The organism is Nocardia terrae (assembly GCF_009760405.1).
GTDB classification, from domain to species: Bacteria; Actinomycetota; Actinomycetes; order Mycobacteriales; family Mycobacteriaceae; genus Nocardia; species Nocardia terrae.
On sequence record NZ_WRPP01000001.1, the window covers coordinates 220511 to 241060 of the forward strand.

Below are 20550 nucleotides of genomic sequence, written 5' to 3' on the forward strand. Positions count from 1 at the left end.
CTGTGCTCCGCAGCCCGCGGAGCTTGTAATCGGTGTCATGGCTCGTCGGAGGAGGTGAGGGACGAATGAATCACGGCGATAGTCCGTGTTCGAGACCGATTCACGACCTCTCATCCATCCCGGCCCACCGTTGCGGAGACGCTTTCTCATAGCGCGGTGAACCGGCCTGGCCCACGAAGGAGGGCTGTCATGGCTTTCATCAACTTCTCCCGTAACCCGCTGACCGTCCTGTCGGTACTCGGTGAGCGTCGCTCCCGGTCCGCACTGACCGCTCAGGAACGCGCCAACCTGCGCGCCTCGCGGTCCAACGCAGCCATCTTCAGCGCATCGCTCGGCGCACACGCCGGCCGCTGAGGCTGCCCGAGGTTACGGCCCGACCAAAAGCCGACTGCCCCGAATCGCTCGGGGCAGTCGGCTTTTCGCTATCGGCACAGCGCTATTCGGCGGCGTGCTGTTCGGTGCGGCGATGCAGCTGGGCGTACAGCTCGGCCGGGGTCTGCACCTTCCATCGGGCGAAAGCCTCGGCCGGGGACAGTGTCCGCGGATCGCGCGCCGCGACCTTGCGCAGGAACGGCGCGGCCACCGGGGCCGTCATGGGCGAAAGCCAAGCCAGCAGCGCCAATTGGAGGCGGCCGCTCTTGGACAGCGTCCAGAAGACCGGCTTGGCCAGGAGCCGCACCGACAGGTCGGCCATTCGGGACTGGTGAATGGCGGCCAGGTCGCGCTGCCAGTGCGGCAGGGTCGCGATGGTGGCGGTGCGCAGGAATTTATTGGCCACCCAGGCGAAGGGGCCGAGCTTGCCCAGCAGCGGCGGGTACATGACCCGGGCATTGAGCAGGTGGTCCATCATCTGCTGGGTGACCTCGCTGGCGGCCAGGCGCGGCCGGATGTCCTCGAAGTAGGCGCGGATGCCCTCGCGGGTGCGCGGCACCTTGTTCGGATCGCACGTCTGCAGCTGCGCCGCGACCGCGCACTCGTTCCAGAACTGATTCTCCTCGGCATCGGAGAGTGGCCCGGGGCCGAACTGCTCGTACACGTAGAGGATCGAGTGCCACGCGGTGAGGTGGATCCACAGCTGCGAGTCGGGATCGTTGGCCTCATAGGGCAATCCGGAGACCGGCTCGATGCCCACGCCCGTCTTGGCATGGATCTTCATCAGCACCGCCGAGGCCTTGGTGGCGGTCTCGGTATCCCCGAACAGCACCGTCGCGAAGTAGGCGAGAGTGTGGTCGTAGCGAGTCCTGGCCTGGCTGTACACCTTTCCGGTGTGCTGGACCGAGGCCACCAGGAACGGATCCAGCTCCTCGATCACCACCGCCCGCTGGAATCCCACCGACAGCCCGGTCGGATATCCCCACACCTTCCAGGTCACCGACCCGGGCCCGAAGAACCCGTTGTCCCCGGCGGGCTCCACCGGAGCCGTCAGCCACGCCAGCGGTTTGGTTCGCGCACTACCCGGTTCGCCCCCGGTGGACACCATCTCCATGGTCATAGCCAAAACGTATCAGTACCACCCAAACCCGGCAAATTCGCACCTGAAAAGCATACTTGAACGGTGTTCAAGCTCGAGGTAGATTGCGAACGCATGACAAGCGAACTGTTGAACACGTTGGTGGACAAGGCATTACAGCGTCGAATTCCGGAGCGTTCGGAAGCCCTTGCCTTGCTGGGAGATTCGGAGCCACTGATCGACGTCGTGGCGGCGGGCGCGCGGGTGCGGCGCGAATTCTTCGGCGCCCGGGTCAAGCTCAACACCATCGTGAACATGAAGAGCGGCCTGTGCCCCGAGGACTGCGGATACTGTTCGCAGCGGCTGGGTTCGGCGGCCGAGGTGCTCAAGTACTCGTGGATCGCGCCGGAGAAAGCGGCCGAGGTCGCCGGTGACGCGGTGCGAGCCGGGGCCAAGCGGGTGTGCCTGGTCGCCAGCGGGCGCGGGCCGGGGGAGCGGGACCTCGGGCGCATCGAGAACACCATCGCCGCCATCAAATCCGAGCATCCGCGGGTCGAGATCTGCGTCTGCCTGGGACTGCTGGCCGACGGGCAAGCCGAGCGACTGGCCGCGGCCGGCGCGCACGCCTACAGCCACAACCTCAACACCGCCGAGGCGCGCTACGCCGACATCTGCTCGACCCACACCTTCACCGATCGCGTGGACACCCTGGGCCGCGCGAGCACGGCGGGCCTGTCCCCGTGCTCGGGCGCGATCTTCGGTATGGGCGAATCCGACGACGACATCGTCGATGTCGCCCTCGCCCTGCGCGAGCTGAACCCGGACTCGGTCCCCGTCAACTTCCTCATCCCCTTCGAGGGCACCCCGCTCGGCGACCGCTGGGACCTCACCCCGGAACGCTGCCTGCGCATCCTCGCGCTGTTCCGCTTCTACTTCCCCGATGTCGAGGTCCGCCTGGCCGGCGGCCGCGAAATCCACCTGCGCGGACTGCAATCCACGGCCCTGCACCTGGCCAACTCGATCTTCCTCGGCGACTACCTCACCAGCGAGGGCCAGCCCGGCGCGGACGACCGGCAAATGATCATCGACGCCGGCTTCACCATCGAGGGCGTCGACGAACAAACCCTCCCCGCCGCCCGCCACGACCTGGTCGCCATCCGCCGCCGCGGCGCGGGCACGGCGCTGCCTTCCAATGCCTGACTCTCGGTGACCCAGCTCACTCTTGAAACTGACGTAGCGTCAGGTTTTAGCGTGGGTGGAGCACACCGAGAGGAGGCTCGATGGCTGGGCGGATGTGGCGGGTCGGTGAGTTGGCCCGGGAGACCGGGGTGACCGTGCGGACCCTGCATCACTACGACCGGCTGGGGCTGGTGACCGCGTCGTCGCGGACCGGCGGCGGGCATCGCTGCTACGGCGAGGCGGACGTCCGGCGGCTGCATCGCGTGATCGCGTTGCGGGACTTCGGTTTCACGCTCGAGGAGATCGCGGGCGTGCTCGACGAGACGCCGGATCAGGATCCGCGGGAGCTGGTCCGGCAGCAGCTCGCGGTGCTCGACGGGCGGATAGCGCAGGCCATGCGGTTGCGGGCCCGGCTGCTCGGTGTGCGCGAGGGTCTCGACCGGATGGTCGAGCCCTCGGCGGAGGAGTTCCTGCGATTGATCGAGGAGATGGTGGCCATGAATCAGCCGATGACGAAGGAAGAGTTCGCCCGGATGGCCGAGCGGCGCGAGGCGTACATGCGCGGGCTGACCGACGAGCAGCGGGCGGAGATGGAACGCGCCAGGCAGGCCGCGTTCGCGGCGCTGAGTCCTGCGGAAATCGAGCGGATGCAGGAGGAGCGGCGGCGGTATCTGCCGCACGACCTTTCCTAGGTCGTTATGAATGTGCCATTGACAACTGGCACATTCGGCAGCGATGCTCAGGGTATGAACACAAGGTCAACGGCGACCTTCCCGTTCCCGGCGGTTCCCACCCGGGCGAGCGCGCGCACGCGATTCGCGGCGGCGGCGTCCGTGGTGGGACTGCGGCAGGTCAATGGGTTGTTGCCGAACAATCGGATCGGGATCGAGGCCGGGCGCGGGCTCATCGCCGGGATCATGGCGGCCTTCGGGCCCACGCTGCCGGGGACCGCGGTCATGCCGGTGCGGTCCGGGGCGGTGCACGGGGAGTGGGTGCGCGCGGCGGGGGTGCGGCAGGGCGATCGGGCCATTTATTACCTGCACGGCAGTGGATACGTGGTGTGCTCGGCGCGCACCCATCGCGGGCTGGCCTCGCGGCTGTCGAAGGCGACCGGGCTGCCGGTGTTCGTGGTGGACTATCGGCTCGCGCCCGAGCATCCGTTCCCGGCAGCCGCCGAGGACGCGGCGGCGGGATATCGATGGCTGCTCGAACACGGCTATCGGGCAAGCGATCTGGTGATCGGCGGGGATTCGGCCGGATGCCATCTGACGCTGGATCTGTTGTTGCAGAACGCGATCGCCGATGTCGAACAGCCCGCCGGGGCGTTCATGTTCTCTCCGCTCATGGATCCGACGCTGACGCTGGCCGAACGGTGCGACCGGATGCTGCCCGATCCGATGGCCCCGGCCCGGGTGGGGCGGCGGCTCATCGAGCTGTATACCGCTGCGGAACCGGAGGATTCGCCCCGGCTGCGGCTGCGGATTCCCTCCGGTGTCACGCTGCCGCCCTTGTTCGTGCAGGCCAGTGCGGGGGAGATGCTGGCCGATGACGCGCGCCACCTGCGGGACATGGCCGCCGCGGCGGGCGTCGCGTGTGAGCTGGAGTTGTGGCCGGGACGCATCCACGTCTTCCAGGCGCTGCCGCTGCTGGTGCCGGAGGCCGCCGCGGCACTGCGGCGGGCCGCGAGTTTCGTGACTTCAACGCTGGCGCACGCGGATTCGCCGGCCCGAAAGCAGGTGAGCTGATATGTGGCCGATCGAGGAGCTGGTCTTCGCGCTGGGCGGCAAGCGCCGCACGCACAATGCCAAGGCGGTCGTGACCGGAGCGGGCAGTGGCATCGGGCGGGCGTTCGCGCTCGAACTCGCCGCGCGCGGCGGGGACGTGGTGTGCGCGGATATCGACAAGGACCGCGCCGACGAGACCGTGCGGCTGATCGCCCAGCGGCACGGGCGCACGGCACACGCGGTCTTCTGCGATGTGTCGCGGCGCGAGGACGTCGAGAGCCTGGCCATCCACGCCGAGCTGCTGTTCGGTGGCGCACCGACCCTGGTGATCAATAACGCGGGCGTCGGCATCGGTGGAAAACCGGTGGGGGACATCGGGTTCGGTGACTGGGAGTGGGCGCTCGGCATCAACCTGTGGGGCGTGGTGTACGGCTGCGAGATCTTCGCGCCGCAGCTGCGTGCGGCCGGGCGCGGCGGAATCATCAATGTGGCCTCGGCCGCCGGATTCGCCGCGGCTCCCGGAATGGCCGCCTACAACGTGTCCAAGGCCGCGGTGGTGTCGCTGTCGGAGACCATGGCCGCCGAGTTGGCGGGCAGCGGGGTGGCCGTCACGGCACTGTGCCCGACCTTCGTGAAGACCAATGTCGTCGCGGACGGCCGGATCACCTCCGGGTCCTCGCGGCTGGCGGACGGGCTCATGCGGTTGAGCGGGTTCTCCCCGGACCGCGTCGCCCGCACCACCCTCGACGCGCACGACCGGGGCGCGCTCTATGTGCTGCCGCAGCTGGACGCCCGCGTGGTCTGGCATCTCAAGCGGCACTTCCCGGCCCTCTACACCCAAGCCCTCGGTGTCCTGAATCGGGTCCTGCCGCAAGAGGACTCGACGACGCCGCAGCAGACCACACAGAAGACAGGAGTCTGACATGTCTGCGAAAACCTCGACCTTCGATTTCGACAATATGCTGGCCAAGATCAAGTCCAGGCAGTGGGCGCTGGCCGATATCGACTGGGACGCACCGGGCGCCGAGCTCATCGATCCCGCCCTGCACGCCAAGCTGAAGCCGTTCATGGCCGACCTCATGTGGATCGAGAATGTCGGCGCGCGCGGATTCGCCGCCATGGCCAAGAAGGCCCCGACATCGACCCTGGCCGAGATCTACCGCTACTTCCACGCCGAGGAGCAGCGGCACGCCAATGCCGAACTCGCGCTCATGCGCCGGTGGGGCATGCTCGACGGGGACGAGATCCCCGAGCCGAACATCAATGTCAAGCTGGTGATCGACTTCCTGGACAAGTACTCCGACGGCATGTCGCTGTCGTTCCTGGGCACGGTCATCCCCATGCTCGAGGTGGCCCTGGACGGCGCGCTGATCAAGTTCGTCACCGACGAGATCGCCGATCCGGTGGCGCAGGAGGTCTTCAAGAAGATCAACAATGACGAATCCCGGCATCTGGCCACCGATTACGCGGTCATGGAGCTGCTCGGCTACGCGAGCGCGCGCAAGCTGGCCATCGATCTGGTGGGCGGCTGGATCAAGCCCTCGCTCATGATCGGGGTGCTCAGCTACGTGCCGCTGCTGAACAAGATGCGCGACAACATTGTCGAGATGGGCGTGAACGAGGAGAAGCTCTACGCCGCCATGGCCCGGTTCAAGCAGGTCGGCGAGCGCACCCCGATCGCCAACCGGGTGCCCATGTACCGGATCGTGAAAATGCACGCGGGCTGGGTCATCAACCGCGACCATCCCTATCACCTGGTGGCGGACGCACTGGTCAAAGTGACCGGGGCCATCCCGGACCGGCTGCTGCCCAAACAGCCGACCTGGTCCAAGGAACTCACCTACGAGCCGGTCGCATGAGCGCCGTGGGCAAGCCGCTGGACGTGGCGATCATCGGCGCCGGATTCGCGGGCATCGGGGCCGCGATCAGACTGCGGCAAAAGGGCATCGGCGACTTCGCGATCTTCGAGCGCGGCGACCGGGTGGGCGGCACCTGGCGGGACAACACCTATCCCGGTGCGGCCTGCGACATTCCGTCGCGGCTGTACTCCTACAGTTTCGCGCCCAACGCGGACTGGTCCGAAACCTATTCCGGCAGTGCGGAAATCCTCGGATACATCGACTCCATGGTCGAGCAGTTCGGCATCCGGCCCTATCTCCGGTTCGGGCACAATGTCACCGGGATCGTGTTCGACGAAGCGGCGGGGCTGTGGACCTTGTCGTTCGCCGACGGTCGCCGGAAAGTGCGGGCGCGCACCGTGATTCTCGCCTCCGGTCCGCTGGCCAATGCCGGATTCCCCGACATCGCGGGCATCGACAGCTACGAGGGCCACAAGATCCACAGCGCCCGCTGGGATCACGACTACGACTTCACCGGCAAGAAGGTGGCCGTGGTCGGCACCGGCGCGAGCGCCGTGCAGATCATTCCGGAACTGGTGAAACAGGCCGCGTCGGTGAAGGTTTTCCAGCGCACGCCCGGCTGGGTGCTGCCCCGGGTGAACCGGCGCACCAACGGTCTCACCAAGCAGGTGTACCGGCAGCTGCCGGTCACGCAGGCGCTGGCGCGGGAAGCCTGGTTCTGGGGGCACGAGTCGGTGGCGCTGGGCGTGGTGTGGAATACGCCGCTGACCCGGGTCGTGGAATCGGTGGCCCTCATGCATCTGCGTGCCCAGGTGCGTGACCCCTGGATGCGCCGCCAGCTCACCCCGGACTTCCGGGCCGGTTGCAAGCGCCTGCTGATCAGCAACGAGTACTACCCCGCGCTGCAACAGGACAACTGCAAGCTCATCACCTGGCCCATCGCGGAGCTCTCCCCGCACGGCATCCGCACCGCCGAGGGCATCGAGCACCGCTTCGACTGCATCGTGTTCGCCACCGGGTTCGAGGTGTGCAAGCAGGGCACGCCGATTCCGGTGACCGGACGCGACGGCCGGGTGCTCGCGGACGAATGGCGCGGCGGCGCTTACGCGTTCAAGAGCGTCACGGTGGCCGGGTATCCGAATCTGTTCCTCACCTTCGGCCCGAACTCGGGTCCAGGCCATAATTCGGCGCTGGTGTACATGGAGGCCCAGATCGATTACCTGACCGATGCCATCAAGATCGTGCTGGAACGCGGGCTGACGCTGGAACCGCGCCGGGATCGCCAGGATCGCTACAACCGCCGCCTGCAACGCCGGTTGACCAGCACCACCTGGAACTCGGGTTGCAGTAGCTGGTACCTGACCGAGGACGGCTTCAACGCCACCATGTACCCCGGTTTCGGCACCCAGTACGCCCGCCAGCTGGCGACGGTCCGCCTGTCGGATTTCGACGTGCGCTCCGTTGCCCCGCGTTCGTCGCGTGACGCCGCCCGACCCGCGGGCGTCGGCGGCCGAACATCTACCCCGCTCGGCTAATGTCGTCACGAGGCGCGCTGCCCATGCCTACGGTGCTGTACCGCACCGGGGCATGGGCGTTGCGCGTCGTCGGCGAGCGACTGGCGGAAAGGACGGGTGCGACACGGATGGCGGAATACCGCATCGACGATCTCGCCCAGGCCGCCGGTACCACCACCCGCAATGTGCGGGCGTATCAAGAGAAGGGGCTGCTGCCCACACCCACTCGGCGCAGCGGGCGGGCGCTGATCTACGACGAGACGCACCTGGCGCGCCTGCGCATCATCGATACGCTGCTGCAGCGCGGATTCACCATCGCGCACATCGCGGATTTCATCACCAGCTGGGAGACCGGCAAGGATCTGACCGAGATCCTGGGCCTGCAGAACGCGGTCACCGCGACGTGGGGCAAAAGCGAAGAGCCGGTGGAGATGCCGCGCGAGCTGCTGGACACGGTCCTCGGTGAGGGCGAGGAGCATCAGGTCGACAGCGATCAGCTCGAACGCCTCGAAAAGCTCGGACTGGTCCGGCTGCACGGTGACACCGCCGAGCTCACCCGGCCCGATCTGCTCGAAACTTTCGCTGCCCTCAGTACTTACGGGTTCCGGTTGCCGGGGCTCATCGACCTCTACGCCGCGGTCGTCGACCGCCTCGACGACATCGCCCGCCTGATGGTGGGGGCCACCAAGGACCACATCGTCGAGGAGCACGGGCCCGGCTGGCTGCCCGACACCGACGCCGAGACGGCCGCCACCACCGAAATGATCAATCACCTGCGCGATCTCGGAGTCCGCTCGATCCGCGACGGACTCGATCAGGCGCTGGACCGGGCTCTGCGGTCGGAGCTCAGCGCTTACCTGGAGACGGCCGCGCGTCGGCGCGCGCAGGACGACTAGCCCGGCCGAAAGCATGCCGGGATGACGGGACAGATCGCGCACTTCGGTCTCGGTCGGATGCGTCGAGCGCTGGACCGTCGCGAAGCCCGAAACTATGATCGACGTCGGATTTCGTTGGTCGGATGATCGCTTCCAGAATGCGGAAGCCGATGGGCAAGGGGGACTTTCGATGAATGTCACCGTATTCGGGGCCGGCGGGATAGGACTCTACTTCGCCGCCATGTTGGCGCGCGCCGGGCAGCGCTCGCGCGACAGCCGGTCGGGATGACGCGCGCCGAACCCGCGACGGCGGAGCTGGTGCGCACGGCCATGCGGGAGGTGGCGGCGGTGGCGCGGGCACGCGACATCGCGCTGGGCGAGGCGGACGTCGAGCGGATGATGGCGGTGTATCGCGGATTCAGCGCTGACACAACGTCATCCATGCAGCGCGACCTCGCGGCCGGGCGGCCCTCCGAACTGGAATACCAGAACGGCGCGGTGGTGCGGTTCGGGCGGGCAGCCGGGGTCCCGACGCCTGTCCACGAGACGATCTACGCCTCTCAGCTGCCGGGCGAGGTGCTCGCCCGGCAGGTTTGACGGCGCGGCTCAGCGCAGCGCGGCTCTGGCTCCGGCGGCCTCGAGTTTGATCCGGGCCGCCTCCGCGGCGTCCTTGTCGACCTTCTCCAGCACCGCCTTCGGAGCCGCCTCGACCAGGTCCTTGGCCTCCTTGAGACCGAGGCCGGGGATGATCTCCCGCATGGCCTTGATGACCTGAATCTTCTTGTCTCCGAAGGATTCCAGCACCAGATCGAACTCGCTCTGCTCGTCGGCGGCCTCGACCGGGGCGGCATCCGCCACGGCTTGGACCGCCACCGGCTGCGCGGCGGTGACGCCGAACTCTTCCTCGAACGCCTTGAGGAACTCCGAAAGCTCCAGCAGCGTCATATCTTTGAACACGTCGAGCAACTCGACAATGGTCATCTTGGCCATGATGTACCCCTTGCAACGCTGACCAGGCGATACAAACAGTCTAAGCGCGCGGGGCGGCCAAGGTCAGCAGATATATCCGTTCGCTATCCGTGAGCGGGCGTGGCGCGCCCTCGGCGATGGCCACCAGCGTGGAAGTCGCGGAGAGGTAGAGGTTTTCATGATCACGCACTTCGTGGGTGAGCGTGAAGGAACTGGTGCCGATGCGGTCCACCACGGAGGTCACCGTCACGGGGGCGGTACGGAACAGCAACGGCATCCGATAGCTCAGCCGCTGCCCGGCGACCACCACCCGCCAAGGGGCGCCGGAGGATTCGTGGCGGTCCAGCAGATCCGCGCGGGCCTCGTCCAGGAACTGTGCGAAGACCACATTGTTCAGATGATGCTGCGCGTCGATGTCGGTGCGGCGCAACTGGAGTTCGTAGGTGTGCATCAGGCTGCTCAATCCTTCAGTTCTTGCAACAGCAGACGCTGGTCCTCGGGCAGCGGGCGCGACTGCTGGGTGTCCGGGTCGAAGGCGACCATGGTGCACACGGCCGTGGAGTAGACCACGTCCGCGTCGCGGATCTCCTGCTGCAGCGCGAACGACGAGGTGCCGACCCGGGTCACCCAGGTCTCGATGCGGACCGGCTCGGCTCGATAGCGCAGCGGGCTCAGATAGTCGATGTCCATTTGCGCGACCACGTTCGAACCGCCGAACCCTCGCGACCAGAACAGGTCGATCCGGGATTCCTCCAGGTAGCGCAGGTGCGCCGCATTGTGCACATGCCCGTCGGCGTCCATATCGGACCAGCGCAGGGGGCAGAGGAAGAGATGTCGGGCCACCCGGACTTTCTACCAAGCGCGCGCTCAGCGCAAACCTCCGGCCACCTCCGGGATGGCTGAATCTGCAAGAGTCGTGTCGTTGACGCCATCGGGTTCGAGTCGCAGGCTTGAGGCATGCGGGTGGTGTTGATCGTCGTCTTCGACGGCTTCCAGTTGACGGACCTGGCCGGACCGGCCGACGTCTTCACCGGGGCCGCGACGCTCGGCGCGCGGCCGGGGTACCGGGTCGAGCTGGCCGCCGCGCAGGCCGGGCCGGTGCGGTCCTCGTGCGGCATCGAGGTGACCGCGGCGCACGGGCTCGACACCTGGGACGGTCCGGTGGACACGCTGCTGGTGGTCGGCGGGATGAGCGTGTTCACCGCGGCCGCCGACGAGAACCTGGTATCGGGTGTCGAGCGCATCGCGCTGTCGGCGTCGCGGGTGGGCTCGGTCTGCTCGGGCACTTTCCTGCTGGCCCGCGCCGGACTGCTCGACGGCCGCCGGGTCACCACGCACTGGGCCGGCGGGGAGTTCCTGGCCCAGCAGTTCCCGGCCATTACCACCGAACCCGACCGGATCTATGTGCGCGACGGGCAGATCTGGACCTCGGCGGGCGTCACGGCCGGGATCGATCTGGCGCTGGCCATCGTGGCCGCCGATCACGGTCCGGATCTGGCGCGCGAGGTGGCGCGCTGGATGGTGGTGTACCTGCACCGCCCCGGCGGGCAGAGCCAGTTCAGCGCTCCATTGGCGGCGAATCCGCCGAAACGGGATTCGCTTCGGGCACTGCAGGTCTGGATGGAGGAGAACCTGGAAGCCGACCTGTCGCTGCCTTCGCTGGCGACGCACGTCGGCATGAGCACCCGGCACTTCTCGCGGGTTTTCGCCGGGGAGACCGGGACCACGCCCGCCCGCTACGTCGAACAGGTGCGTATCGCCGCCGCGCGCCGGATGCTGGAGACCACCGACCATCCGATGGATCGGGTGGCGGCGGCCGTCGGGCTGGGGAGTCCGGAAACGCTGTATCGAATCTTTCACCGTCACTTGGGAATACCGCCGGGCGAGTATCGCGCCCGGTTCACGAAGTTCTGAAAGGGAGACTGTCCCATGACATTTCAGATGGCTATCGTCCTCTACCCGGGCATGACCGTGCTCGACGCCATCGGCCCCTACGAGGTGATGCGCGTCCTGCCGGACAGCGAACTGCGGTTCGTTTCCAATGAGGTCGGGCCGATCGTGTCCGACAGCGGGGTGCTGGCGCTGGGCGCGACCCATACCTTCGCCGAGACGCCCGCGCCGGATCTGGTGCTGGTGGGCGGGTCCGAGGCGTCGACCACCGAGGCGATGGCCAACAAGGAACTCATCGAGTGGCTGCGCGCCGTGCACCCGAAGACGCAGTGGACGACGTCGGTCTGCAGCGGCGCGCTGATCCTGGCCGCGGCCGACATCCTGCGCGGGCATCCGGCCACCACGCACTGGGCCGCCCAGCCCGCGCTGGCGGCCTTCGGCGCCGAGTCGCGCCCGCACGACCGCATCGTGCGCAGCGGCAAGATCGTCACCGCCGCCGGTGTCTCCGCGGGCATCGACCTGGGGCTGTGGCTGGTCGGGGAGATCGCGGGCCGGGAGTTCGCCGAGATGACCCAGCTGGGCATCGAATACGACCCGCATCCGCCGTTCGATTGCGGCCATCCCGACAAGGTGTCGCCCGCGCTGCTGCGCAAGGCGCGCCTGGACATGACCAAACGGGCCGCCAGCCCGCGCGTCCCGGTCGATATGGCCACCACCATGTGGCGGCTGACCCTCAACCGCATTCGGGATCGCGCCGCCGCCCGGCGCTGATTTCCCGTACCGTCGAAAGGGTGGCCGACCTGCTCGACGAGCGATTCTTCGCCAATCCCCATGCGTACTACCGGCATTGGCGCGAGGAGGGGCCGGTGCGGCAGGTGCACTTCGGTGACGGCGTGGCGCGCTGGCTGATCCTCGGCTACGAGGAGTGCCGGGCGGCGCTGGCGGACCCGCGGCTGTCCAAGGACATCGACGGGCTCGAGGTGGCGATCGCGCGTAAATACGATGGGGACTGGGAGGGGCCGCGCACCCACGACGGTCTGCGGCACATGCTCAATGCCGATCCGCCGACCCACACCCGATTGCGCAAGGCGGTGTCCCAGGCGTTCACGGCGCGGCGGGTGGAGGCGCTGCGGCCGGTCATCGAGCGGGCGGCGAACGACCTGCTGGACGCCATGGCCGAGCACGACGAGGTGGACCTGCTGCGGGCTTTCGCCGTGCCGCTGCCGGTGACGGTGATCTGCCATCTGCTCGATGTCGACATCGAGGATCACGGCACCTTCCGCGAATGGACCAAGGCGCTGGTCGGCACCTTGGAGCCGGACGCCGATCGGGCGAAAGCACACGACGAGATGGTGGCCTTCCTGCGGAAGATGCTGCGGCGCAAGCGTGCCGAGCCCGGCGAGGACATGCTGTCGGCGCTGGTCAACGATGCCGACGCTCGTCTCGACGAGGGCGAACTCATCGGAATGGCACTGCTGTTGCTGGTCGCCGGGCACGAAACCACGGTCAATCTGATCGGCAACGGCGCGCTTGCGCTGCTGCGCGACCGTCCCCGGCTCGACCGCTTGGCCGCCGATCCGACGCTGATCCCCGGGGCCGTGGAGGAGTTCCTGCGCTACGACGGCCCGGTGAACATGGCGACCCTCCGCTTCACCAGAGAGCCGATCACCTTCGGCGACACCGTCATTCCGGCGGGCGAACTGGTCCTGGTGGCCCTGGCCGCAGGCAATCGCGACCCCCTCCACTTCACCGACGCCTACGGCTTCGACCCCACCGCGGACCGCGCCGCCCACCTGGGATTCGGCTACGGCATCCACTACTGCGTCGGCGCACCGCTGGCCCGCCTCGAGGGCCGAATCGCGTTCACCGCACTGCTGCACCGCTTTCCGAACATCGAGCTGGCCGTCGACGACTCCTGGCTGCGCTGGTACTCGAACCCGGTCATCCACGGCCTGAAGAAACTCCCCGTCCGCCTCGGATGAGGGTCAGTCGCTGATCAGCCCGGCGAAGGCAGTCGACCAGTCCACCGATGCGGTGCCGTCGTAAAGCTCGAATGTCCTGCCGTGGGATTCGGGGTGCAGCAGGGCCGCTACTGCGGCCTGTGCCACGGTGTCTCGGCTGACCCGGCCGTCGCCTCGATCGCCCTGCTCCAGATGTACGCCGCTGGCCGGTGAGTTCGTCAGCCAGCCGGGCCGGACGACCGCGTACGGTGTGCCACTGTTCCGCAATGCCTGCTCGCCGGCAGCACGGGCGCGGATGATCCCCGCCATCTCCGGGTGTTCCGCAGCGCGGGTGATGTAGATCTGCGACACCAGCACGACGGGAATCTTCTGTGCCGCAGCAAGATCGGCGAGCCGTGCGATTCCGGTGTTCATGACCGCATCGGCCTCGGTGTCGTCGACGGGCGGCTCGACCGAGACGATGATGCCGTCCACTCCGTCCAGCAGGTGCGGGTTGAGCGGGTTCGCCAGCTCGACGGCGATACTCTGCTCGTCACGTGGGTGGCGGGTGCCGATGAGCACGTCGTGACCGTCGCCCCGGAGTAGTTCGACGGCTCGCCCACCGGTGCGGCCGGTGCCGCCGATGACCAGGTACTTCACGGAAACTCCTCAATTGCGGGGGGACTCGTCACCAGGGGAGGGGATGGCCGTCTCGGAAGAAACCGCCGGTAGGGCCATCGTCGGGAAGGGTGGCGGCCCAGACTATTCCGGCTGCGCCCTCGCTGACCGGGCGGCCGCCGGGGCCACCCATATCGGTGGCTACCCAGCCGGGGCAGATCGAGTTCACCAGGATGCGGCCGGGGCGGAGTTCGGCGGCGAGCATGCGGGTCAAGGCATTCAGGGCGACCTTGGTGGTGTTGTAGGCGGGGGTGCCTGCGCCCATTCCGGTCAGGGAGGCTGCCTCGCTGGAGACGTTCACTATGCGGGGGTGTTGGCTCTTGCGGAGCAAGGGGAGGAAGGCTTGGGTCATGCGCCAAGGGCCGTAGAGGTTGGTTTCGGCGGCTTCTCGGACTGCTTGTAGGTCGGCGGTGGTGGCTCGTTGCCAGGTGTCGTAGGTGATGGCGGCGTTGTTGATGAGGACGTCGAGGTGGCCGTGGTGGTGTTCGATTTCTTGGGCGGCTGTGGTGATGCTGGATGGGTCGGTGACGTCTAGTTGTAGTGGGAGGGCGCCGATTTTGGAGGCGGCGTCGGTGGCGGATTTGGCGTTGCGGGCGGTTAGTAGGACGGTGAAGCCTTGGGTGGTTAGTTGGCGGCAGACTTCTTGGCCGATGCCGCGGTTGCCGCCGGTTACCAGGGCTATGGGGCTCATGATTTTGATCTTGCCAGTGGAAGAGCAAGGGCCAGAAGAGACAAGAGATAAAAGAACAAAAGATAAAAGATGCCTGGAGGAGGGAGAGGGGATGGCTGGGTTGGGAGGCCCGGCTCACGTTCCAGCCTCCTCGAGGCTCGAACCGTGTTGGCCTCCCGGTGTGAAGAGAAGAGATTCTCTGTGTAGTTGTCAGTGAACGTGATCCGTGCAGTCCGTGGGCTGGGATCGAAGGCTGACGGCTCCCGACTCGGCGTCAGCCCAACTCCGGCAGGGCAGGCGAGGCGACCACACTTCCGGTACATCCGAGCGTCGAGCAAAACCGTTCTGGTTCATTCACCCGGGAAGTCTTTCCCCGGGTTACCTGGCCTCATGGGTCTGAATCACATGTTCACGCCGCGCGAGAAACCTGCTCGCGTGACCGCGCCTCGAGATCGGAGGCGACCCGCTCCCCAACGTGATGGGACTCGTTGACTCGGGGAGTTTGGGTGGGGTCGATCGATTTCGGGGCGATCCACCCGACCCGCCCGGCGTGTGGGGAGTCTTTGCCGAGCATGACGGTCTTCCATCCGGTTTCGCTGTCGTTGACCATGGCGTGGTGGTGATCGCAGACCAGGGCGAGGTTGTTCAGGTCGGTGGGTCCGCCCTTGGCCCAATCGATCACGTGGTGGGCAGCGCACATGCTCGCAGGCATGTCACAGCCGGGGTGGGTGCAGCCCCGGTCGCGGGCGATCAGCCCGAGGCGTTGTCCACCGGAGGCGAGGCGCTTGCCGCGAGCCAGGTAGACCGGGACGCCGTGCTCGTCGAGGACGGCGAGGACCGGACGAGTGCCGGTGGCCATCTTCAACGCCGAGTCGATCGGCACCTGCACCCCCGAAGCGGTGGTCGCCATGCCGGTGCCGCGTTCGACATCGGTGAGGTTCATGACGAACACCGTCTGCACCGCCATCCCGCGATGCTTACCCAGCTTGCTCATATCGACGCCGGGTTGCAGCATCGCGATGAACGCATCATGGGTCCGCTGGGCCGCGTCACGGCGATCACGGCGCGCGGCAGCGTCCAGGAGTGTGGAGTCGATGACGGCATTGCTTGCGGTGCTGGGGCTTTCGGCGTCCTCGGGGTTGCACATGCCGGGGCGGGCGTATTTGGCCAGGAACGGATCCAGCAAGGCGCGCAGCTCCGGGGTGAGGTAGCCCTCGATCCAGGTCATGCCGTCGATGCCGGGACGCCCGACTTTGATGCCGCGCTTGCGCTGGCGGTCGGCGGTGTTGAACACCGTCCCATCAGGATCGACGCGGGCCATGATCTCGCGTCCGATCTTGGGCAGGTCATCGGGAAGCAAACCCTCGCACGACTTCTCGACCAGCAGTTCTTCGGTGCGGGCGCGTTCTTCGGCGGGCAGGTCGGACGGGAGATGGGTCATGATCTTGACGATGTTGCGGGCATGATCCCGCGAAACCTCCCCCGCCGCAGCAGCTTCGGCCAGCACCGGCAGAGCGGCCGGGGTCAACTGCCCGTTCAACCCACGGAACTCTCCGCATTCGCGGGCGAGCTTGACCCGCACCGACGCATCCGCCGCCGACAACCCGAGGGTTTGACGCAGGAACGGAATCAGTTTCCCTGCGCCGCTGGTTTCGGGCAGGCACCGTTCGGAGGCTTCCAGGATCAGTTTCGGATCCAACGCGGCGAGTTGACGTTTGCAGGTTTCGAGCTGCTGCATGAACTCCACGACCTCACCGTCGGAGAACGGTGCCAGGTCCCCGTGTCCGATCGTGTCGCACAGGTGATGGACGGCGGTCACCAGGTCGGTGAGACCGCTGCTGTCGAGTGTTACCCCCTTCGAACCCATATACCAATTCTACGCCCGCCACGATTGGTAGGGAACCCGAAATGTCCAGTATTGCAAGGCAATTCGCTAAATTGACATAACCTTCAAGAAATGCGAGACCTCGTTAATCATTTCAAACCGACCAGCCCCGAGATATGTTCGTGGATCCGAAAGTCCACGCTTTCCGGCAAGGGTCGATCGAATAGATTCGGTAAGGGCGATATTCAGCCTCGTGGCTATATTGATCTTCGCCATTCCATGCTGGACGGCCGATTGCAGGCCCTTGTCGGGGACGCCCGAAGATCCGTGAAGTACCAGTGGGACACTAAGTTTCGCTGCCAGCCGCGCGATGAGTTCGTTGTCGAGTACGGCGTCCCGGCTGTGCATGGCGTGGGATGAGCCGACCGCGACGGCGAGGGCGTCGACGCCGGTGGCGGAGACGAAGGCGGCGGCCTCGTCCGGGTCTGTGCGGACACCGGGGGTGTGGGCGCCGCCCTTTCCGCCGATCGCGCCGAGCTCGGCCTCCACGTGGACGCCGCGGTCGTGGCACCAGCGGGTGATCTCGGCGGTGGACTCGACATTGGCTGCGTAGTCGAGGGTGGAGGCGTCGTACATGACGGAATCGATGCCGAGTTCGACTGCCTCTCTGATCAATTCGTGGGTGGTGGCGTGGTCGAGGTGGACCGCGAGGCCGGCTGGGCTGTCGGCGGCGAGTTGGAGGCACGCGCGGGCGAGGGGTTTCAGTCCGCCGTGATAGCGGGCGGTGTTCTCCGAAATTTGCAGTACTGCAGGCTGATTCACCGACTCCGCAGCCGCGGCGATGGCCTCGGCGTGTTCGAGCGTGATGACGTTGAAGGCGCCCAAGCCTCCGGGAGCGGTGGCGGCGAGCAGGTCGGGGATCGGGAGCAGGGTCATGGCCGGGGCTCCGGGGTCGGCATGTCCAGCGCGGTGACGCGGATTGTCGGGGTGAGGCGGTCGCGGAGGGTCATGTCGATCTCTCCGGCGACCGGAATGACTACGGCGGCGGCGGAGGTCGCGACGGCATCGGTCAGCAGGGTCGGCCAGTCGGGGTCGCCGGTGGCCAGGGCGCGGATGACCGCGGCGGAGGCGGCGTCGCCCGCGCCGGTCGGGTTGCCCGCCAACGGTTCCGGCAGGCTGGCCGACCAGGCTCCGTCCGAGGTGACGGCCACGATGCCCGCGGCCCCCAGCGTCGCGACGACGGCGCGGACGCCCGCGTCCACCAGCGCGCCGGCGGCGGACACCACCGCTTCGGGCCGTTCGGCGACGACACCCGTGAGGCGTTCCAGCTCGTCCTGGTTGGGCATGAGGACGATGCCGGGAACGGTCGCGGCCACTTTCAAAGCCGGGCCGTCGACATCGCAGACGGTCGGGATGCCCGCCGCGACGGCCGCGCGCGCCAGATCGGCCGGAACGGTCTCGTCGACGCCGCCGGGCAGCGAGCCCGACACCACCAAGCCCTTCAGCTCCGGGAGCAGGAATTCGATGCGATCGCGCAGCCGGTCGACGGCGTGCAATTCGTGGATGTACGCGCCCGGCTCCCACAGGCCGGTCGCCGTGCCGTCACGGGATTCGCTGATCACCACGGTGCGCCGGACCCACGGCAGGGCGGGGACGAAGTCGGCGGGGAACTCCGCGGCGGCGGCCGCGGCGAAGGTGTGGTCGGCGAATCCGGTCGCGCAGGCGTAGGTTCCGAGCTGTGACAGCACGCGCGCGACATTGATGCCCTTGCCGCCCAATCGTTGTTCGACCGCCAGCACCCGATGCGCTCGTCCGCGTTCGAGCCGCTCCAGCCGGTAGGTCATGTCGTAGGCGGGATTCATTGTCACGGTGAGGATCACGCCAGCCACCGTCCTCGTCTCAGCACGCGTCGCAGATTCAGTTCTTCGTCGAGGACCACCGCGTCGGCGTACATGCCGGGGCGCAGATCACCGACTTCGTCGAGCCCGGCCGCGTCGGCGGGCGTCGTGGTGACGGCGGCGACCGCCTCGGCCAGCGGCGCGCCGCATTCGCGGACGGCCCAGCGCAGGCCCTGCAGCAGCGTCGAGGTGCCGCCCGCGAGCGAACCGCCGGGCACCCGCGCCACACCGTCGGTCACCGTCACCGACTTCGGGCCCAGCCGGTACTCCCCGTCGGGCATGCCCGCGGCCTGCATGGCGTCGGTGACCAGCACGACCCGGCCGGGCGCGGCGGCGAAAACCAAGGCGCCGAACCCGGAATCGACGTGCACGCCGTCGCCGATGAGCTCGACGAACGCGTGCCGTTGCGCGGCCGCGACCAGGCCCGCGGCCACCGGTCCGGGTGCGCGGTGGTGCAGGGGCGGCATGCCGTTCGCCAGATGGGTGACCAGGGTGGCGCAGCCCTCGGGGCTCAGGGCCGAGCGGAAGCGGGTGAAGCTCGCGTCACTGTGACCGACCGCGACAACCACGCCACTGTCGGCGAGCTGTTTGGCGGCGGCGTCGAAACCGGGGCGTTCCGGGGCCAGGGTCATGACCCGCAGGCGGCCGTCGGCGGCGCGCAGCAGCCGCTCGATCAGGGCCGGATCGGGATCGGTGAGGTGGGCGAGATCGTGTGCCCCGCAGCGGGTCCTGGACAGGAACGGACCCTCGATGTGGATTCCGGCGATCAGGCCGTCGGAGACCAGCGGCCGCAGGGCAGCCGCCTGGGCCACCATGACATCCGGGGCGGCGGTCACGAGGCTCGCGAGCACGCTGGTCGAACCGTTCCGATGGTGAAAGGCCGCGGCCGCGCGGGCCTCCGCCGGATCCACCGTGTCGAATCGATGCCCGAAACCGCCGTGCGTGTGAATGTCCACCAGACCGGGCAGCACCGTTCCCGCGTACTCGGGCGGCAGTTCCCTGTGGGTGGTGGCCCATTCGGTGGCCGGGCGCACCGCGGCGACCCGCTCGCCCTGCACGGTGACCACCGCGTCGTCCAGCACCCCGGCACGCGTCACCACCCGGCCGCGCAGCTCCAGCCCGCGCTTGCCGTTCACCGCAGCGACCCCGTCCTGGCCAGCTGCGCCGCACCGATCAAACCGGCTCGAATCCCGAACTCGCCCAGCGCTATCCGCGGCACCGGCGCGACCCGCAGCAGGGTGGTCAGGCGGGCCTGCAGTGCCGAGGTGAGCACCGTGCCCGCGCGGGCCAGTCCGCCGCCCAGCACGATCAGCTCCGGACAGCTCGCGTGAACGACGCCCAACAGGCCCGCGGCCAAAGCGTCGACGGCATCGTCCACGACCGCATGCGCTTCGGGATCGGTGTCGAGGGCGGCGAAAACCACATCCGCACCCGATATTTCACGCCCGGTCCGGGCGGCGTAGGCGCGGGCGATGGCAGGACCGGAGGCGACCGTCTCGACACAGCCGACATTGCCGCACGGGCAGGGCAGACCGTCGCGGTAGCGAACGGGAATGTGGCCGTACTCCCCGGCCTGCGCGACCCCGCTCTGCCCGGCGGAGGCGCGCACCAGCCGCCCGCCCACCGACAGGGTGCCGCTGATACCCGTCCCGATGATCAGCACGCACACGTCGTCGTGCCCGCGCCCGGCTCCGTAGCGCCATTCGGCCCAGCCCGCGACGGTCACGTCGTGATCGATCAGCACCGGCAGGCCCCACCGGTCGGTGAACCGGCTGCCCACCTTCACATTCCGCCACCCCAGATTGGCGGCGAAGAGGGCGATGGCGCGGTCGGGATCGACGAGGCCCGGCAGGATGACGGCCGCTCGGGCCACCCGGTCACGCAGATCCGGCGTCAGCTCGTCCAATAGCCGCAGGCCCAGCGTTTCGATCGCCTCGAAGGCGGCCTCGCCGTACGGCGTCTCGACGGTGTCCGCGCACAGGACGTTCCCGTCGGCATCGGTGATCTCACCCTTGGTGGTGCCGCCCCCGACGTCGACTGCCAGCACCAGATCCGTTGTCACATCAGCTAACACGCCAC

General features: G+C 67.8%; 23 protein-coding genes. 12 read left to right on the top strand and 11 right to left on the bottom strand.

Annotation, left to right across the window (positions count from 1 at the left end):
- Positions 1-189 precede the first annotated feature (189 nt).
- Positions 190-354 (top strand): hypothetical protein, encoded by a 165-nt coding sequence (locus GPX89_RS00885; protein ID WP_157354583.1) that lies wholly within the window; start codon positions 190-192, stop codon positions 352-354.
- A gap of 82 nt (positions 355-436) precedes the next feature.
- Here GPX89_RS00885 and GPX89_RS00890 read toward each other — a convergent pair whose 3' ends face one another.
- Positions 437-1492: an oxygenase MpaB family protein gene (locus GPX89_RS00890; RefSeq protein ID WP_198347212.1), complete on the bottom strand. Its 1056-nt coding sequence runs from the start codon at positions 1490-1492 to the stop codon at positions 437-439.
- Positions 1493-1585: 93 nt separating this feature from the next.
- Here GPX89_RS00890 and bioB point away from each other — a divergent pair, with 93 nt between their 5' ends.
- The 8 genes from bioB (at position 1586) to GPX89_RS00930 (ending at position 9198) form a co-directional block, all read left to right on the top strand.
- Positions 1586-2650, top strand: coding sequence for a biotin synthase BioB (bioB, locus tag GPX89_RS00895; RefSeq protein WP_157354585.1), 1065 nt, complete (start codon positions 1586-1588; stop codon positions 2648-2650).
- An 80-nt stretch (positions 2651-2730) separates the two neighbouring features.
- The gene (locus GPX89_RS00900) at positions 2731-3321 is read left to right on the top strand and encodes a MerR family transcriptional regulator (protein WP_157354587.1); all 591 of its coding nucleotides are present in this window, start codon (positions 2731-2733) and stop codon (positions 3319-3321) included.
- Positions 3322-3375: 54 nt separating this feature from the next.
- A complete protein-coding gene (locus tag GPX89_RS00905; RefSeq protein WP_157354588.1) occupies positions 3376-4374 on the top strand; it encodes an alpha/beta hydrolase fold domain-containing protein in 999 nt (332 codons plus the stop codon).
- Between the two features lies 1 nt (position 4375).
- A complete protein-coding gene (locus tag GPX89_RS00910) occupies positions 4376-5275 on the top strand; it encodes an SDR family NAD(P)-dependent oxidoreductase (protein ID WP_157354591.1) in 900 nt (299 codons plus the stop codon).
- 1 nt (position 5276) lies between these two features.
- Positions 5277-6212 (top strand): ferritin family protein, encoded by a 936-nt coding sequence (locus tag GPX89_RS00915; RefSeq protein WP_157354592.1) that lies wholly within the window; start codon positions 5277-5279, stop codon positions 6210-6212.
- Positions 6209-7747, top strand: coding sequence for a flavin-containing monooxygenase (locus GPX89_RS00920; protein WP_157354595.1), 1539 nt, complete (start codon positions 6209-6211; stop codon positions 7745-7747). Before GPX89_RS00915 ends, GPX89_RS00920 begins: the two co-directional genes overlap by 4 nt.
- 23 nt (positions 7748-7770) lie before the next feature.
- On the top strand, positions 7771-8622 hold the full coding sequence (locus GPX89_RS00925; RefSeq protein WP_328601387.1) for a MerR family transcriptional regulator: 852 nt from the start codon (positions 7771-7773) through the stop codon (positions 8620-8622).
- 183 nt (positions 8623-8805) lie between these two features.
- Positions 8806-9198 carry a ketopantoate reductase family protein gene (locus tag GPX89_RS00930; protein ID WP_328601640.1) on the top strand — a complete coding sequence of 131 codons (393 nt, stop codon included), beginning with the start codon at positions 8806-8808 and terminating at the stop codon, positions 9196-9198.
- A gap of 9 nt (positions 9199-9207) precedes the next feature.
- On the opposite strand, the gene rplL is transcribed toward GPX89_RS00930, so the two are convergent.
- From rplL to GPX89_RS00945, 3 genes are read right to left on the bottom strand one after another with little or no spacing between them, the layout of a single operon-like run.
- Positions 9208-9591 carry a 50S ribosomal protein L7/L12 gene (gene rplL / locus GPX89_RS00935; protein ID WP_157354599.1) on the bottom strand — a complete coding sequence of 128 codons (384 nt, stop codon included), beginning with the start codon at positions 9589-9591 and terminating at the stop codon, positions 9208-9210.
- 40 nt (positions 9592-9631) lie between these two features.
- Complete coding sequence (locus GPX89_RS00940; protein ID WP_157354601.1) at positions 9632-10021, bottom strand: acyl-CoA thioesterase; 390 nt, start codon at positions 10019-10021, stop codon at positions 9632-9634.
- Positions 10022-10029: 8 nt separating this feature from the next.
- Positions 10030-10413: an acyl-CoA thioesterase gene (locus GPX89_RS00945; RefSeq protein WP_198347213.1), complete on the bottom strand. Its 384-nt coding sequence runs from the start codon at positions 10411-10413 to the stop codon at positions 10030-10032.
- Between the two features lie 114 nt (positions 10414-10527).
- Between GPX89_RS00945 and GPX89_RS00950 the strand changes: the two genes are divergently transcribed.
- From GPX89_RS00950 to GPX89_RS00960, 3 genes are read left to right on the top strand one after another with little or no spacing between them, the layout of a single operon-like run.
- On the top strand, positions 10528-11484 hold the full coding sequence (locus GPX89_RS00950) for a GlxA family transcriptional regulator (protein ID WP_157354603.1): 957 nt from the start codon (positions 10528-10530) through the stop codon (positions 11482-11484).
- A gap of 15 nt (positions 11485-11499) precedes the next feature.
- A complete protein-coding gene (locus GPX89_RS00955; RefSeq protein ID WP_157354605.1) occupies positions 11500-12231 on the top strand; it encodes a DJ-1/PfpI family protein in 732 nt (243 codons plus the stop codon).
- Positions 12232-12251: 20 nt separating this feature from the next.
- Positions 12252-13442, top strand: a complete 1191-nt coding sequence (locus GPX89_RS00960; RefSeq protein WP_328601388.1) for a cytochrome P450 family protein — start codon at positions 12252-12254, stop codon at positions 13440-13442.
- A gap of 3 nt (positions 13443-13445) precedes the next feature.
- Here the strand turns inward: GPX89_RS00960 and GPX89_RS00965 are convergent, their stop codons facing one another.
- The 7 genes from GPX89_RS00965 to GPX89_RS00995 form a co-directional block, all read right to left on the bottom strand.
- Positions 13446-14060, bottom strand: a complete 615-nt coding sequence (locus tag GPX89_RS00965) for an NAD(P)H-binding protein (protein WP_157354607.1) — start codon at positions 14058-14060, stop codon at positions 13446-13448.
- 28 nt (positions 14061-14088) lie between these two features.
- On the bottom strand, positions 14089-14769 hold the full coding sequence (locus GPX89_RS00970; protein ID WP_157354609.1) for an SDR family oxidoreductase: 681 nt from the start codon (positions 14767-14769) through the stop codon (positions 14089-14091).
- Positions 14770-15157: 388 nt separating this feature from the next.
- Entirely contained in the window at positions 15158-16615 is a 1458-nt protein-coding gene (locus GPX89_RS00975; protein WP_157354612.1) for an HNH endonuclease signature motif containing protein, read from the bottom strand.
- 66 nt (positions 16616-16681) lie between these two features.
- The gene (locus GPX89_RS00980; protein WP_157354614.1) at positions 16682-17509 is read right to left on the bottom strand and encodes a class II fructose-bisphosphate aldolase; all 828 of its coding nucleotides are present in this window, start codon (positions 17507-17509) and stop codon (positions 16682-16684) included.
- Complete coding sequence (locus GPX89_RS00985) at positions 17506-18453, bottom strand: hexose kinase (RefSeq protein ID WP_328601389.1); 948 nt, start codon at positions 18451-18453, stop codon at positions 17506-17508. The genes GPX89_RS00980 and GPX89_RS00985 overlap by 4 nt, the downstream gene beginning before the upstream one ends.
- Positions 18450-19607 (bottom strand): N-acetylglucosamine-6-phosphate deacetylase, encoded by a 1158-nt coding sequence (locus GPX89_RS00990; protein ID WP_328601390.1) that lies wholly within the window; start codon positions 19605-19607, stop codon positions 18450-18452. Before GPX89_RS00990 ends, GPX89_RS00985 begins: the two co-directional genes overlap by 4 nt.
- Positions 19604-20545, bottom strand: a complete 942-nt coding sequence (locus GPX89_RS00995) for an ROK family protein (protein ID WP_328601391.1) — start codon at positions 20543-20545, stop codon at positions 19604-19606. The genes GPX89_RS00990 and GPX89_RS00995 overlap by 4 nt, the downstream gene beginning before the upstream one ends.
- Between the last annotated feature and the right edge of the window lie 5 nt (positions 20546-20550).

Excerpts from the sequence above, each read along its gene's own strand:
- bioB (WP_157354585.1), top strand. The coding sequence starts at position 1,586 with ATGACAAGCGAACTGTTGAACACGTTGGTGGACAAGGCATTACAGCGT.
- GPX89_RS00900 (WP_157354587.1), top strand. The coding sequence starts at position 2,731 with ATGGCTGGGCGGATGTGGCGGGTCGGTGAGTTGGCCCGGGAGACCGGG.
- GPX89_RS00885 (WP_157354583.1), top strand. The coding sequence starts at position 190 with ATGGCTTTCATCAACTTCTCCCGTAACCCGCTGACCGTCCTGTCGGTA.
- GPX89_RS00925 (WP_328601387.1), top strand. The coding sequence starts at position 7,771 with ATGCCTACGGTGCTGTACCGCACCGGGGCATGGGCGTTGCGCGTCGTC.
- GPX89_RS00890 (WP_198347212.1), bottom strand. The coding sequence starts at position 1,492 with ATGACCATGGAGATGGTGTCCACCGGGGGCGAACCGGGTAGTGCGCGA.
- GPX89_RS00940 (WP_157354601.1), bottom strand. The coding sequence starts at position 10,021 with ATGCACACCTACGAACTCCAGTTGCGCCGCACCGACATCGACGCGCAG.
- GPX89_RS00905 (WP_157354588.1), top strand. The coding sequence starts at position 3,376 with ATGAACACAAGGTCAACGGCGACCTTCCCGTTCCCGGCGGTTCCCACC.
- rplL (WP_157354599.1), bottom strand. The coding sequence starts at position 9,591 with ATGGCCAAGATGACCATTGTCGAGTTGCTCGACGTGTTCAAAGATATG.
- GPX89_RS00920 (WP_157354595.1), top strand. The coding sequence starts at position 6,209 with ATGAGCGCCGTGGGCAAGCCGCTGGACGTGGCGATCATCGGCGCCGGA.
- GPX89_RS00980 (WP_157354614.1), bottom strand. The coding sequence starts at position 17,509 with ATGACCCTGCTCCCGATCCCCGACCTGCTCGCCGCCACCGCTCCCGGA.
- GPX89_RS00970 (WP_157354609.1), bottom strand. The coding sequence starts at position 14,769 with ATGAGCCCCATAGCCCTGGTAACCGGCGGCAACCGCGGCATCGGCCAA.
- GPX89_RS00915 (WP_157354592.1), top strand. The coding sequence starts at position 5,277 with ATGTCTGCGAAAACCTCGACCTTCGATTTCGACAATATGCTGGCCAAG.
- GPX89_RS00975 (WP_157354612.1), bottom strand. The coding sequence starts at position 16,615 with ATGGGTTCGAAGGGGGTAACACTCGACAGCAGCGGTCTCACCGACCTG.
- GPX89_RS00950 (WP_157354603.1), top strand. The coding sequence starts at position 10,528 with ATGCGGGTGGTGTTGATCGTCGTCTTCGACGGCTTCCAGTTGACGGAC.
- GPX89_RS00910 (WP_157354591.1), top strand. The coding sequence starts at position 4,376 with ATGTGGCCGATCGAGGAGCTGGTCTTCGCGCTGGGCGGCAAGCGCCGC.
- GPX89_RS00955 (WP_157354605.1), top strand. The coding sequence starts at position 11,500 with ATGACATTTCAGATGGCTATCGTCCTCTACCCGGGCATGACCGTGCTC.